We start from the raw sequence: 12,861 nt of genomic DNA, 5'->3' as shown, positions 1-12,861 counted from the left end.
CCTTGCTCAGGGTACAGACGTCACAGCTTCACAGGCGCGCGAAGCGCCGAAAATAAGAGGAAATCAGGCTATGACGACTTACCAGCAAACCCATAACTGGGATCTTGTCGAGCGCATGCTGCACGAGGTGCAGAACGGTGCAGGCCAGCCATTCGTGCCGCGCCGCTGTGCCGAGGAGCTTGCAGAGGCCCTGCAGCAGGCCGGCAAGCCGGTGGCCAACCTCGATTCGCTCAAGGCGCAGGCCGATGACTACGAGGCCACCTTGCTCAAGGGCGGCTTTATTGCGCCGCGCCCCGAAGATGAAGGCGGTAATGGCGAAAACTTCGTGCTCACCCCGCGCGGCGCACAGCTGTTGAGCATGATCGACAGCACCTTCCCGGGCGAGGAACATCCCCGTGAAGTGCTCGACCGCCATGGCCAGGCAGCGCTGACCCCCGAGGTATTCGACGGGCTGGCGCCACGGGCGACGCTGGTCTGATCGCCAGCCAGGCGGCCGCGGCCGAGCTTGCCCATGACCGGCCAAGGCATGCAGCGAGGCGGCCGGTCATTGGGTCAGCTCTTCGCTTTCTTCTTCCTGAACCGCCAGCATTTCGGTTTCGATCGGCCGGGTCTCGACACTGAAGTCGGTGATCTCGATGGATCCCTTGCCTTCGCCCATCAGGTGGAAGGAAAACGCCTTGCGGGTATCCAGGTTGTCGAAAGCAAAGTTCAGCTCAACCGGCTGGTCCTTCTTCAGGCGCGGTATTTCAGGCACGTTGATCAGAACGTCGCGATCGAACTCCTTGGTCTTCAGGCGTAGCGTAGCGCCGGCCTCATCCACGTTCAGCGCATTGACCTTCAGAGTGACGCGGGTCTGAGTGCCCTTGGGCAGCTCCAGATACTGGGCGCCGATCAGGTTGTCCGCCCAGTCGTCGCCGGGAGTGGGGCGCAGGCGAATACGCTCGTTGCTGGCGAACTGCAGCAGCTGATTGCCCTGGCCATCGCTCAGCGAACGATCCAGTAGTTCGGCGCGCAGGCTCACCTGGCGCGCCGGCTTGCCGCTGACCCGGCCCAGGTACTCGGCGTGCTCGGCGATGAACCCTGGACTGGCGTAGCGCCGGCAGACCTGCTGGAAGTTGCATTCGGTCAACGTACCCTGGCCGTCGTGCTCGCGTAGCAGGCCATTGGTATAGGAGATGATCTGGCGGCCATGGGCGTAGTCACGCAGCATGGAGCGCCCGGCGATGTGCGCCGGCAACGGCAGGGCCAGGTAGTCGAGAATCGAGGCGGTCAGGTCGACGTGCCCGTAGACGCCGCGCTTGAGCGCCGGCAGCTGCGCCTGCTCCGGCGCCAGTATCAGGTTGAAGCCCCAGGCCGAAGCCAGGCGCAGGTTCTCGATACCGTGGGATTCGTCCGAGGTGACCACCACCAGGGTGTCGTCGAGCACGCCGCGTTTGTGCAGGCCATCGAGGAAGTCGCCCACCGCGTCGTCCAGGTAGGCGATGGCCGCCTGCTTGGCACTGGCATGACGCTCCAGGTAGTCGGCTGGCGCGGAGTAGGGCTGGTGGGTACCGACGGTCAGCAGGGTCAGCATCCACGGCGTCTTCTGTTTGCGCAGGCCGTCGACGTAGGTCAGTGCCCCTTCGAAGTAGGCCTTGTCGTCCATGCCCCAGGCGAAGTCCAGGTACGGCGTATTGCGAAACCAGTCGCGGCCCAGGGTCTTGTCGAAACCCATGCGCGGCATGATCTGGTCCTTGGCCATGAAACGCAGCCCCGCGCCCTGCAGGAAGTGGGTGCTGAAACCGTTGTCGCGCAGCTGGGCCGGCAGGCACTGCGCGGCGCGCTCGGCATTGCCCAGCAGCTCGATGCCCTTGGGCGTACCCGAGGCCAGCTTGTCATAGTCGCCACAGAGCATCGCATACAGGCCGCGGATGGTCTGGTGGGCGTGCAGCACGTAATCGCTGGTGAGCATGCTGCGCTCGGCCCAGGCGCTCAGACGTGGCATCGGCTCATCGCGGTAGCTGCTGCCGATGGCCCGCTGGCTGGCGCCGATGTAGGCACCGGGAATGCCTTCCAGGGTAATGATCAACACGTTACGCGCGCGACCGGGTTCGTTCAGCAGCGGTGTGCCGTCCATGTCCAGGCGGGTCAGCCCGGTGACATCCGGCGGGCTGCTGGGTTGGCCGCGGGTCATCCAGTCCTCGACCTCCAGCTGAGCAAGGCTGATGCCTTCGGCCAACCATTTGTGCGGCAGGTTGAACTGCACCCACTGGTCGGCTTCGCTGGGGTTGCGGTATTGGTAAATGGCGTGGGTGGCGAGCAGAGCGGCGGGCACCAGCAACCAAGCCACCGGCGCCTTGCGCGGAGCGCCGGCGGCCAGCAGCATCAGAGACGCCAGGGCAGCGAGGATGGCTGCGCTCGCCAACCCCGGATGGGTAAGGCCGCCACCTTGGGTCGAGTGGCTGAGAAACTGTGTGTCGGTCAGGTAATGCAGGTCAGCGGGCTCGGGCATGCGGCCGACGGCGCTGACCAGCTCGACGGTACCCAGGCTGAGCACCACCCAGGCCAGGGCCAGCGGGATGCCCAGCAGCAAGCGGTGACGCAGGGAGAGCCAGAGTGCCAGGCTGCCGATGGCCAGGTCAGACAGATAGCCGAAGGCATGCGACCACCCCAGCCAATAGCGGCTGATCATTGGCAGGAAGATAAACAGGACGACCAGTACCAAGGTGGTGCAGGCAGGGCGTTGCAGCCAGGGGCCGAGAAAACGCACGTATTTTCCTTAACGATGAGCGACAGACGATGGCTTCGGCAGGCAGGCGGACGAACAGTGCCAGTGCGGAAAAGCCCATGTCATCATTTTGAAATATGCGTGTGCTCACCGCTAGCGACAAGCGATCAAGACAGCAAATAAGTCATTCAAATCATTGCCCGGGCGGGCGGGGAGAGGGTACAGGCTGCCGACCTGGCGCCCGGCATCAGGCGCTGCAGGTCGATACAGACAGAAATTACTTCTTGGCGATGGTGATATGGCGGCTGGCGGGACCATTGGTCTGGCCACTCACGCCTTTGGCGATTTCCTGAATCTTACCGCCAGATTTGAGAAACGCCGCTACCTGGGCGTCGATCGATTCGCTGGTTTCCACTGCGGGGGCGGGCTTGGCTTTGCTCTGGGATGCTTTAACGCGCATGACGGCCATGTTACCTACTCGAGTCATCAAGATGGCCGCCTATTGTAACACCGACCGGGCCTTCGCTGTTCGTTCAATGACCAATGGGCGAGACCCGCTGCTGCCCGGCGGAGCGCAGGCGAGTTTCGCCGCGCAGTCGGGTACACTGCCGGCCTGAAAACGAGGGTAGGTACCATGGCTGTTATCGGACGTATGAATTCCTTGCAGGTCGTCAAGCACACCGACTTCGGTCTGTATCTGGACGGCGGGGCGGATGGCGAAATCCTCCTGCCCAAGCGTTACATTCCCAAGGATACGCCGAGCGAGGTGGACGACTGGCTCAACGTGTTCGTCTACCTGGACAGTGAAGACAAGCTGATCGCCACCACCGAGAAACCCAAGGTTCAGGTCGGCGAGTTCGCCAGCCTCAAGGTCGTCGACATCAACCGGGTTGGCTTGTTTCTGGACTGGGGCCTGCCCAAGGACCTGCTGCTGCCGCACTCGGAGGAAAAGCGCCCGTTGCAGATCGGCGACTACTGCGTGGTGCACGTGTTCGTCGACAAGCGCAGCCGACGCATCACCGCCACTGCACGGCTGGACCGCTACCTGGACAAGGTACCGGCCACCTACAGGGCCGGTGAAGAGGTCGACCTGCTGGTCGTCGAGCCGACCGACATGGGCTTCAAGGCAATCATCAACGGCAAGCACTGGGGGCTGATCCACAAGAACGAAGTGATCGGTTTCATGCGCGGCGGTATCCGTCAGCCAGGCTTCATCAAGGAAATGCGCAGCGACGGCAAGATCAGCCTCAGCCTGCAGCCAGTCGGCCAGCAAGCCGCCGATGGCCTCGGCGAGCAGATCCTGCAATGCCTGCGTGACAACGGTGGGGTACTGGAACTGAGCGACAAGAGCACGCCGGAGCGCATCAGTGCGATGTTCCGGGTCAGCAAGGGCAACTTCAAGAAAGCCATCGGCGGCCTGTACAAGCAGGGGCTGATCCATATCCATGAAGAGCGTATCGAGCTGGTGGAGCAAGCCCGCACCGGCAGCCGGTAGAAAGCACTTGAGCGACTTGCCGTAGTTGCCAATAATGCGCGCACCCGCCGGTGTAGCTCAGTCGGTAGAGCAGCGCACTCGTAACGCGAAGGTCGCAGGTTCGATTCCTGTCTCCGGCACCATTTTCGACACAAGCATGTCGCCTCAAGAAAACCGCCCAAGGGCGGTTTTTTTCGTTGGTGTATGCGGCATGCCAGTAGCCGTGAGGGGGGCGTGGGTCAGGCCAGTTGCCTCACCAGGGCGGCAGCCACTATGCCCGCAGTGATGGCGACCAGCGGCTTTTTCACCAGCAGCATGACGATGGCCGTGCTCAGCAGTGCCAGCCTGGCGCCGTTGTCGCCTTCGAGCGCCAGGGGGGCCAGCAGTGCTACCAGGACCGACCCGGACATGGCGCTGATGAATTGCTGGGTTCTGGCGTTGATCGGCACGAAGGACATGACGAATACGCCGCCCCAGCGGGTCGCCAGGGTTACCACCGCCATGACCAGGACGATGACCAGGGCACCTGAGCCCGCGGTTTCCAGCATCATGCCTTTTTCTCCAGCCACAGCGCGCCGAGCAGGCCGCCGGCCAACGCGCCGACCACCACATGGCTGTTGCTGGGCAGGTACCAGTAGGCGACCAGCGAAGCCGCGGCGGCGAGTGCCCAGATGACCAGCATGCGTAGGTTTTTCTGCCCGCCAACGACCATGGCCAGCAGGAAGCAGCCCATCACCATGTCGAGGCCGAAGCTCACCGGGTCCTCGATGGCGCTGCCGAAGTAGATGCCCAGCCAGGTACCCAGCACCCAGGCCAGCCACAGCGCCAGGCCACCGCCAAGCATCAGCCCGAGGCCTGGCTTGCCGCTATCGAAGGCCTGCATCGCCATGGCCCAGTTGGCGTCGGAGGCCACGAACATCACGCCATAGCGTTTGGCGGGCGGCAGGGTACTGAGCCAGGGGTAGAGCGTGGCGCCCATCAGCAGGTGGCGGGCGTTGATGGCGAATACCGTCAGCGCCAGAGGCAGCAGCGGCACCTGGGTGCCCCACAGATCCAGGGCGGCGAACTGCGACGCGCCCGCGAAGACCAGTGCGCTCATGGCCAGGCTGGTTTCGGTACTCAGCCCGGTTTGCGTGGCTGCAAGGCCAAACGCCAGGCCGAACAACACCACGAAGGCCGAGATCGGCAGAAACTGCCGGAAGCCCTCCCAGGTAAGTGCGGCGTCGAGCCTTTGCAGAGGTTGGTTTTGGACGGGCATGGGGTTCCTGATGGTTGCGTGCGAACGGCGCTGTTCAGCGCGTCGAAGTTGCCGAGAACGATCGGGAGCGGCCGATTTGGCACGCCGCTCCCGTCTCGCTGTTACCGGCCTTGCAGTGGCGGCGTGCGCGGCGGAATCTGCCGTTTGTTGCCGGTCGCCTCGAAGGCCGAGGCCAGGCGCAGCAGGGCGTTGTCGTCGTAGGCGCGGCCAGCGAAGGTCAGGCCGACCGGCATGCCGATATCGGCCATCACGCCCATGGGTACGGTAACCGTGGGTACGCCCAGGTGGCGGATGGCGAGGTTGCCATTGGCGACCCAGACGCCATTGCTCCAGGCGATATCCGCAGACTCGGGATTGACGTCGGCATCCGCCGGGCCCACATCGGCGACGGTAGGGAACAGCACGGCGTCGAGTTTCTGTTCGTCCATCCACTGCTCGAGGTCGAGTCGGCGGGTCTTTTCCAGGCCGCGCAGGCCATCCGGCAGGCTGGCGATATCGTTCCAGGGCGTGATGCCGCGCTGGGCCATGCGCACGTATTCGTCCATGCCGGCGGCCAGGTCGTCCTCACGGTTGGGCAGGGTGCCGGGGTCGTGGGGGAAGATCTGCGGGCCGTCAACATCGGCCAGGCGATTGAGCTTGGGGTCATCATTGGCGCGCAGGAAATCATCGAAGGCCCAGCCCGACAGCTCCCACAGCTCGTCATGCAAAAACTGCCGGGAGACCAGGCCGCGGTTGTACACCGTCGGTGCACCGGGACGGTCGCCCTCGCAGTTGGAAACCAGTGGAAAATCCACCTCGACCACCGTGGCGCCCGCATTTTCGAGTGCCGCTCGGGCCTGCTCCCACAGTTCGATCACCGAGGCACGGGTATGGATGCGTTGCCCGGTCGGGCCGCCGATGCCGGGTTTTTCGCTGGTGCCGGCCAGCTCGTCCTTGTTGATGTACATGCGTGGCACGCCAAAGCGCTTGCCCTTGAGCGCATCGGCCTGTGCGGCTAGCTCGAGGTAGGAGGCGGGGCGTACGTCGGACGCTTTCGGGATTGGCACCCAGGGCTGCAGGCGCCACAGGTCGCCACGGGTATCTGGATCGTCGGCGACCACCGTTTCGAGAATTTCCAGCAGATCCGCCATGGTGCGGGCGAAGGGCACCACTACGTCCATGGTCGGGGTCAGCGGCCAGTTGCCACGCACCGAGATCACCCCGCGCGATGGCGTGTAGGCGCACAGGCCGTTGTTGGACGCCGGGCCACGGCCGCTCGACCAGGTTTCCTCGGCCAGGCCAAAGGCGCAGAAGCTTGCCGCCGTCGCCGTGCCGGCGCCATTGGAAGAGCCCGAGGCGAATGGTGCGGTGAGGTAATCAGCGTTGTAGGGGCTCTCCGCGCGCCCGTAGACACCGCGCTGCATGCCGCCATTGGCCATGGGCGGCATATTGGTCTTGCCCAGGCAGATGGCACCGGCGGCGCGCAGGCGCTCGATGGTGAAGGCATCACGCTGGGCGACCAGATCTTTGAACGCTGGGCTGCCCGAGGCGGCCGTCAGACCTTTGACCAGGTAGCTGTCCTTGGCGGTATAGGGAATGCCGTCCAGTGGGCTCAGGGTCTCGCCCCGGCCGCGGCGGGCATCGGAGGCTCTGGCCTCCTCCAGGGCATCGGGGTTGCGCACCACCACGGCGTTGAGTTGGGTGGCTGTATCGGCGCCATCGTAGGCCTCGATCCGCGCAAGATAAGCCTCGACCAGTTCGACCGCCGTAGTGCGGCCGGCCTCGAGCGCAGCGCGCAGCTCGGCGATGGAGACTTCGGTTACCTCGAACATGCTGTCACCCCTGATGGCTCGCGGGCCGGCGACGTTCTTCGCGCGCCTGTTGCCCGGTGGAATGGCGGCTCATGCGGAGCCGGTCGAGCTTCGATTCTAGTGCCACCGGTGCATAAGAAGCAGCCCCAGGCGTTCAATTTTTTGCACAGTACTTGGCTGCCAACGCGATGCTGTACATTGACGCTTGGATTCTAGGGAGGTGTCGCCGTGCACGATTCGATCAAACCCGTGAGCCTGGACAAGGCCTACCGATTGCTCAGCCACGGCCCGACCGTGCTGGTTTCCGCGCGCCATGAGGGTGTCGATGGGGTGATGGCTGCAGCCTGGGCCTGTGCGCTGGATTTCGACCCACCCAAACTCACCGTGGTGCTGGATAAAATCACCGCTACACGCGTGCTGGTCGAAGGCAGCGGGCAATTCGTCATTCAGGTGCCCACCGCCGCGCAGCTGGAGCTGACCTATCAGGTCGGCTCGCGCAGCCTTAATGATGAACCCGGCAAACTGGCCAGTAGTGGTGTCGAGCTACTTACCCTTGGAGACCTGGACCTGCCGTTCGTTGCCGGCTGCTCGGCGTGGCTGGCCTGCCGCCTGATCGAGGAGCTGCACAACCAGCAGGCATACGATCTATTCATCGGCGAAGTCATCGCGGCCTGGGCCGATGAGCGGGTGTTTCGCGACGGGCGCTGGCACTTCGAGGATGCCGACCCAAGCTGGCGCAGCCTTCATCATGTAGCCGGCGGTCACTTCTATGGTATCGGCGAGGCGCTAACCCGCAAATGATCCGCGCCTGGCGTTGTCTCAGTCAGACAGGCAACCCAGGCGCATTGGCGCCGTGACCGGAGCTCGCGATGAAAGCATTGATCAGTCTTACCCTGACGCTGGCCGTTCTGGCGGGCACCGCGGTGGTTGCCGACGAACGTGCGCCGCAGACCATCCGTGTGATTCCCAAGGCCTACGTCAGCCCGGGGGCCAGCGGTAGCGTCGACACTTATGAGCGTCAGGAACGCTACAACCTTTATGGCGGTCAGCGCATACCGCAAGGCATCGATTCGCGCCGCTATGAGAGTGGCCAGCGCAGCTCGACCTTCGAGACCCGTGGCGGCATTCGCCAGAGCACCGAGTACCCCAATGGCTACGAAGTGCAGCGTTATCCGGAGCAGGGCACCCAGCAGTACCAACAGCGTCGCTAAGTCGCATTAGACTTTGGTCTAAAAATCAGAGGGCTTCGACTAAGGTCGTCTGTCGCAAGTCGAATGCTGGCATACAGTTATCCGTACCAGCATCCTGCTGTGGAGGATAACAATAAAATGAACGACAGCATCTACCGGCGGATCGAGCAGAGTCCGCGCTTCAGGGAGCTAGTAGCCAAGCGCGAGCGATTCGCCTGGATACTCTCCGCCATCATGCTCGGCATTTATGTCGGCTTCATTCTGCTCATCGCTTTCGTGCCTGGCTGGCTGGGTACCCGCATCACTGCCGACTCGCCGATTACCTGGGGCATCCCCGTCGGTGTCGGGGTGATCCTCTCGGCCTTCGTGCTGACCGGTATCTACGTGCGCCGCGCCAACAACGAATTCGACAACCTGAACCAGTCGATTCTGGACGAGGTGGGCAAATGATCGGTCGTATTCTCTACACCCTGGTCCTGATGGCCGTGGCACCAGCCCTCTGGGCTGACGCGCTGACCGGTGACGTACAGCGCCAAGCGGTCAACACGCCGGCCATCGTGATGTTCCTGGCCTTTGTCGGTGGCACCCTGTGCATCACCTACTGGGCGTCCAAGCGCAGCAAGTCGACCTCGGACTTCTATACCGCGGGGGGCGGTATCACGGGCTTTCAGAACGGCCTGGCGATCGCCGGTGACTACATGTCGGCGGCCTCCTTCCTGGGTATTTCCGCGCTGGTGTTCACCTCTGGCTACGACGGGCTGATCTACTCCATCGGCTTTCTGGTCGGCTGGCCGGTAATCCTGTTCCTGATCGCCGAGCGCCTGCGCAACTTGGGCAAATACACCTTTGCCGACGTCGCCTCCTATCGCCTCAAGCAAAAGGAAATCCGCACCCTGTCGGCCAGCGGCTCGCTGGTGGTGGTGGCCTTCTACCTGATCGCGCAGATGGTCGGCGCCGGCAAGCTGATCCAGCTGTTGTTTGGCCTCGATTACCATGTCGCGGTGGTGCTGGTCGGTATCCTGATGGTGCTGTACGTGCTGTTCGGCGGCATGCTGGCCACCACTTGGGTACAGATCATCAAGGCGGTATTGCTGCTATCCGGTGCCTCGTTCATGGCGCTGATGGTCATGAAACACGTTGGCTTCAACTTCAACACCCTGTTCACCGAAGCCATCAAGGTGCATGCCAACGGTGAGGCGATCATGAGCCCGGGCGGCCTGGTGAAGGATCCGATTTCGGCGATCTCCCTTGGCCTGGCACTGATGTTCGGCACCGCCGGTCTGCCACATATCCTGATGCGCTTCTTCACCGTCGGCGATGCCAAGGAAGCCCGTAAATCGGTGTTCTATGCTACCGGTTTCATCGGCTACTTCTACATCCTGACCTTTATCATCGGCTTTGGCGCGATCCTGCTGGTCAGCACCAACCCGGCATTCAAGGACGCCGCTGGCGCGCTGCTGGGCGGCAACAACATGGCAGCGGTGCACCTGGCCAACGCCGTGGGCGGCAGTATCTTCCTGGGCTTCATCTCGGCGGTGGCCTTCGCCACCATCCTCGCGGTAGTTGCCGGCCTGACCCTGGCAGGCGCCTCGGCGGTGTCCCACGACCTGTACGCCAGCGTGATCAAGAAGGGCAACGTCAACGAGAAGGATGAACTGCGCGTCTCGAAAATCACCACCGTGTGCCTGGGGGTCCTGGCCATCGGCCTGGGCATCCTGTTCGAGAAGCAGAACATCGCCTTCATGGTGGGCCTGGCGTTCTCCATTGCAGCGAGCTGCAACTTCCCGGTGCTGTTCCTCAGCATGTACTGGAAGAACCTGACCACCCGCGGCGCGATGATCGGCGGCTGGCTGGGCCTGATCACCGCGGTGGTGCTGATGGTGCTCGGCCCGACCATCTGGGTCTCGGTACTCGGCCACGCGAAGGCGATCTTCCCGTACGAATACCCGGCGCTGTTCTCCATCATCGTCGCCTTCGTCGGCATCTGGTTCTTCTCGATTACCGACAAGTCGGAATCGGCTGCAGAGGAACGCGCGCTGTTCCTGCCGCAGTTCGTGCGTTCGCACACCGGTCTGGGGGCCAGTGGCGCTTCGGCTCACTGATCGAGCAGCGGGTAAACAAAGGGGCGGCCTGCGGGCCGCCCCTTTTGTTTTGCGCCATGGCTGCGGCCCATGTTTGAAGGTCGGCACGAGGGCGTTCGCTCTTGCCTGGCTACATGGGCTTATGGCGCGGCAGAGCTGGGTTCGGGGGCTTATGAAGTGGCCGCATAGGCGGACGCAGCTTGTGGCCGGCGTGACGGCCGGCGAGAGGAGCGCATGCAGGTCTGCAGTGCACTCGGCGCAGCACGGCGTGAAGAACCTGGTGCGGTGGCCGTCAGGCCATTTCTACAACCTGATAAGTGTCGATATGGATGCGGTTGCGCCCGGCGCGCTTGGCTTCATAAAGCTGGTGGTCGGCGCGCTGCAGCCAGTCCTGCCAGCGTTCGTTGCCGTACAGCACGGCGCCGCCCATCGAGACCGTTACCGGCCCGCCAGGGCTCTTCAGATGCTCGGCGATTTGCGCCTGCAACTGCAGGGCAGCCGCGCGCAGCCCCTTTTCGCTGGTATTGCACAGCAATAGCAGAAACTCTTCACCGCCAAAGCGGAACAGCCGGTCTTCATGGCGGAAACAACGATTGGTCAGCTCGACGAAACTCACCAGCACCTGGTCGCCCACCGCATGGCCGAAGCGGTCGTTGACCTGCTTGAAGTGGTCCATGTCGATGACCAGCACCGCGCTACTGATATGGTGGCGACGCTTGTTGGCCACGGCAATCTTCAGCTCCTGATCCATCACCCGGCGGTTGCGGGCGCCGGTGAGCGCGTCGCGAGTCGCCCAGGACTGCAGCTGCTTGCGCTGGTAGCTGGCGCGCTGGGCGAAGATGAAGCTGAGGGTGCTGGACAGCATCGCGGTGACGATGAACGACAGCATCTGGTAATCGCTTTCGAATACCGTGCCCGGTATCAGCCTCGAATAGGCTACCAGCGCAACCAGCACCGCCACGGTGGCCAACAGCGCCAGCAGCGGCGGCACCATGAAGAAGTTGAGCAGGATCAGCGGGTAGATCCAGAATAGGCCGTTGATGCCCAGCTTGATGACGATCAGGGTGGCGCACAGGGAGGCGACGACCATCAGGCAGAGCCCAGGCTTGCGGGTGTCGCCGGTGCGCCAGGCATAGCCCATGGCGAAGAGGGTCGAGAGCACGATGATGGCGTCGGCGATTCCCACCGCGTAGTTGCCTTGCGACAGGCGATAGACGGCGTAAGGCGAGATACCGAGTACCCCGAAGAACCCCATCAGGCAGATGATGGAGAGTTGGAAATCCTTGCGCAGCCGCGCCAGTACACGATTGAAACGTCTGCCCATGGCTTGTTGTTCTCATTGGTCGCGCGTTCGCCGGCAGCAGTGCCCATCTTGTCGCTAGCGCTTTGCTGCATGGCGGCAGAGCGGGTAACCGGCAAGGTTGGCCAGGGGACCGGCGTCACGTCAGCTCTTATGAGATATCAACGTGCCATGACGTTCAATGTCTTTTTCATTTGGTAACGCCGCAGGCGCTCTGCTAGCGGCTCGGGTGGTCGATCACAGGATTCGAAACCCAGGCGCTGGTAGAAAGGCTGCAGATCCGGATGGCAGAACAGCCAGACCGGCGTGTCGACGGCTTGCAGGGCGCGCTCGATCAACGCGCTGGCCACGCCTTGCTGGCGATGGGCGGCGTCGACCAGAAGACTGGTCAGCCACTGCCCATGGGCCATCGGCTGCAGGCACAGGGCGGCGATGATCCCGTGATGCTCGGCTACCCACACCTGATGGGCAGCCCGGGTGCGCATGGCCGACTGCTGGCCGCGATAGAACTTGTCGGCCAGGGGGCGCAGGTGGTCGGGCAGGCAGCGAAACGAGGGCATTGATGTGGGTGGCGGTCGCGGGCGGGGCCGCCAGTCTACGTTCCGGTCACTCGCGCCACCAGTGCGGCGCTTCAGCCGCTGCGTTGCAACTGGCGCACGGCGGCGATTTCCGGCAGGTCTTCACGGCGCAGGTAGACACGCAAGGGCTCGCTGATGGCCAGGCGCTCGTCGATACGCAGCTCGACCAGCATGCGCAGGCGGTCGCGCTTGAGGGTCATCAGCTCGGCGCTGGCAGCTTCCCAGACGAATTCACTGGTAGGGGTGATGCTGTCTTCGGTGATGTCCAGGCCGAACGAATCCTCGCTGAAGCGAACGATATGCTGGCCGGTCTTGAGGTTGAAACCGACGAAGCCTTGTAATTGGTCGGCTGCGGCGCAGATACCGGCAGAGGTGATGGCCATGGTGAACCCTCGTGATCGCTGAGTAGGATCCCCTAGGCTAGGTTGCGCATCCTGTCAGGCGTTGCCGTGGATCAACGAATCGGCGTGAGGAGCACGGCGT

Annotated in this window: 14 protein-coding genes and 1 tRNA gene; 7 read left to right on the top strand and 8 right to left on the bottom strand. The window is 63.2% G+C overall.

All coding sequences use genetic code 11. The features are described from left to right. Nucleotides 1-70 precede the first annotated feature (70 nt). Nucleotides 71-478, top strand: a complete 408-nt coding sequence (locus BM154_RS02310) for a transcriptional regulator (protein ID WP_074880494.1) — start codon at nt 71-73, stop codon at nt 476-478. A gap of 66 nt (nt 479-544) precedes the next feature. Here the strand turns inward: BM154_RS02310 and BM154_RS02305 are convergent, their stop codons facing one another. Both BM154_RS02305 and BM154_RS02300 read right to left on the bottom strand, forming a co-directional pair. Next, complete coding sequence (locus BM154_RS02305) at nt 545-2,749, bottom strand: LTA synthase family protein (protein ID WP_074880491.1); 2,205 nt, start codon at nt 2,747-2,749, stop codon at nt 545-547. A gap of 235 nt (nt 2,750-2,984) precedes the next feature. Continuing rightward, complete coding sequence (locus BM154_RS02300; RefSeq protein ID WP_208605756.1) at nt 2,985-3,176, bottom strand: hypothetical protein; 192 nt, start codon at nt 3,174-3,176, stop codon at nt 2,985-2,987. Nucleotides 3,177-3,341: 165 nt separating this feature from the next. On the opposite strand from BM154_RS02300, the gene BM154_RS02295 reads away from it, so the two are divergent. Continuing rightward, a complete protein-coding gene (locus BM154_RS02295) occupies nt 3,342-4,202 on the top strand; it encodes a CvfB family protein (RefSeq protein ID WP_074880488.1) in 861 nt (286 codons plus the stop codon). Nucleotides 4,203-4,248: 46 nt separating this feature from the next. Beyond that, nucleotides 4,249-4,324 (top strand) — tRNA-Thr (locus tag BM154_RS02290). A gap of 96 nt (nt 4,325-4,420) precedes the next feature. On the opposite strand, the gene BM154_RS02285 is transcribed toward BM154_RS02290, so the two are convergent. From BM154_RS02285 to BM154_RS02275, 3 genes are all read right to left on the bottom strand, one after another. Then, nucleotides 4,421-4,732, bottom strand: coding sequence for an AzlD family protein (locus BM154_RS02285; protein WP_074880486.1), 312 nt, complete (start codon nt 4,730-4,732; stop codon nt 4,421-4,423). Then, nucleotides 4,729-5,439 carry an AzlC family ABC transporter permease gene (locus tag BM154_RS02280; protein ID WP_074880483.1) on the bottom strand — a complete coding sequence of 237 codons (711 nt, stop codon included), beginning with the start codon at nt 5,437-5,439 and terminating at the stop codon, nt 4,729-4,731. The genes BM154_RS02285 and BM154_RS02280 overlap by 4 nt, the downstream gene beginning before the upstream one ends. A gap of 101 nt (nt 5,440-5,540) precedes the next feature. After that, nucleotides 5,541-7,250, bottom strand: coding sequence for an amidase (locus BM154_RS02275; protein WP_074880479.1), 1,710 nt, complete (start codon nt 7,248-7,250; stop codon nt 5,541-5,543). A gap of 207 nt (nt 7,251-7,457) precedes the next feature. On the opposite strand from BM154_RS02275, the gene BM154_RS02270 reads away from it, so the two are divergent. The 4 genes from BM154_RS02270 to BM154_RS02255 all read left to right on the top strand — a co-directional run bounded on the left by BM154_RS02270 (nt 7,458) and on the right by BM154_RS02255 (nt 10,521). Further along, nucleotides 7,458-8,030, top strand: a complete 573-nt coding sequence (locus BM154_RS02270; protein ID WP_074880476.1) for a flavin reductase family protein — start codon at nt 7,458-7,460, stop codon at nt 8,028-8,030. A gap of 68 nt (nt 8,031-8,098) precedes the next feature. After that, the gene (locus BM154_RS02265; RefSeq protein WP_074880473.1) at nt 8,099-8,440 is read left to right on the top strand and encodes a hypothetical protein; all 342 of its coding nucleotides are present in this window, start codon (nt 8,099-8,101) and stop codon (nt 8,438-8,440) included. 117 nt (nt 8,441-8,557) lie between these two features. Continuing rightward, nucleotides 8,558-8,869, top strand: coding sequence for a DUF485 domain-containing protein (locus tag BM154_RS02260; protein WP_074880470.1), 312 nt, complete (start codon nt 8,558-8,560; stop codon nt 8,867-8,869). Continuing rightward, complete coding sequence (locus BM154_RS02255; protein WP_074880466.1) at nt 8,866-10,521, top strand: cation acetate symporter; 1,656 nt, start codon at nt 8,866-8,868, stop codon at nt 10,519-10,521. Before BM154_RS02260 ends, BM154_RS02255 begins: the two co-directional genes overlap by 4 nt. A 271-nt stretch (nt 10,522-10,792) precedes the next feature. Here the strand turns inward: BM154_RS02255 and BM154_RS02250 are convergent, their stop codons facing one another. The 3 genes from BM154_RS02250 to BM154_RS02240 all read right to left on the bottom strand — a co-directional run bounded on the left by BM154_RS02250 (nt 10,793) and on the right by BM154_RS02240 (nt 12,761). Continuing rightward, complete coding sequence (locus tag BM154_RS02250) at nt 10,793-11,824, bottom strand: GGDEF domain-containing protein (protein WP_074880463.1); 1,032 nt, start codon at nt 11,822-11,824, stop codon at nt 10,793-10,795. 137 nt (nt 11,825-11,961) lie between these two features. Beyond that, complete coding sequence (locus tag BM154_RS02245; protein ID WP_074880461.1) at nt 11,962-12,360, bottom strand: GNAT family N-acetyltransferase; 399 nt, start codon at nt 12,358-12,360, stop codon at nt 11,962-11,964. Nucleotides 12,361-12,431: 71 nt separating this feature from the next. Next, nucleotides 12,432-12,761 (bottom strand): DUF2025 family protein, encoded by a 330-nt coding sequence (locus tag BM154_RS02240; RefSeq protein ID WP_074880458.1) that lies wholly within the window; start codon nt 12,759-12,761, stop codon nt 12,432-12,434. Between the last annotated feature and the right edge of the window lie 100 nt (nt 12,762-12,861).

The organism is Phytopseudomonas argentinensis (genome assembly GCF_900113905.1).
Classification (GTDB): Bacteria; Pseudomonadota; Gammaproteobacteria; order Pseudomonadales; family Pseudomonadaceae; genus Aquipseudomonas; species Aquipseudomonas argentinensis.
The sequence above is the reverse complement of the archived record's forward strand: the minus strand, read 5'-3'. Positions and strand labels throughout refer to the sequence as shown.

Bases quoted from the DNA above. Each gene is read 5' to 3' on its own strand.
- BM154_RS02310 (WP_074880494.1), top strand. From the start codon at position 71: ATGACGACTTACCAGCAAACCCATAACTGGGATCTTGTCGAGCGCATG.
- BM154_RS02300 (WP_208605756.1), bottom strand. From the start codon at position 3,176: ATGGCCGTCATGCGCGTTAAAGCATCCCAGAGCAAAGCCAAGCCCGCC.
- BM154_RS02295 (WP_074880488.1), top strand. From the start codon at position 3,342: ATGGCTGTTATCGGACGTATGAATTCCTTGCAGGTCGTCAAGCACACC.
- BM154_RS02285 (WP_074880486.1), bottom strand. From the start codon at position 4,732: ATGATGCTGGAAACCGCGGGCTCAGGTGCCCTGGTCATCGTCCTGGTC.
- BM154_RS02280 (WP_074880483.1), bottom strand. From the start codon at position 5,439: ATGCCCGTCCAAAACCAACCTCTGCAAAGGCTCGACGCCGCACTTACC.
- BM154_RS02275 (WP_074880479.1), bottom strand. From the start codon at position 7,250: ATGTTCGAGGTAACCGAAGTCTCCATCGCCGAGCTGCGCGCTGCGCTC.
- BM154_RS02265 (WP_074880473.1), top strand. From the start codon at position 8,099: ATGAAAGCATTGATCAGTCTTACCCTGACGCTGGCCGTTCTGGCGGGC.
- BM154_RS02260 (WP_074880470.1), top strand. From the start codon at position 8,558: ATGAACGACAGCATCTACCGGCGGATCGAGCAGAGTCCGCGCTTCAGG.
- BM154_RS02255 (WP_074880466.1), top strand. From the start codon at position 8,866: ATGATCGGTCGTATTCTCTACACCCTGGTCCTGATGGCCGTGGCACCA.
- BM154_RS02250 (WP_074880463.1), bottom strand. From the start codon at position 11,824: ATGGGCAGACGTTTCAATCGTGTACTGGCGCGGCTGCGCAAGGATTTC.
- BM154_RS02245 (WP_074880461.1), bottom strand. From the start codon at position 12,360: ATGCCCTCGTTTCGCTGCCTGCCCGACCACCTGCGCCCCCTGGCCGAC.
- BM154_RS02240 (WP_074880458.1), bottom strand. From the start codon at position 12,761: ATGGCCATCACCTCTGCCGGTATCTGCGCCGCAGCCGACCAATTACAA.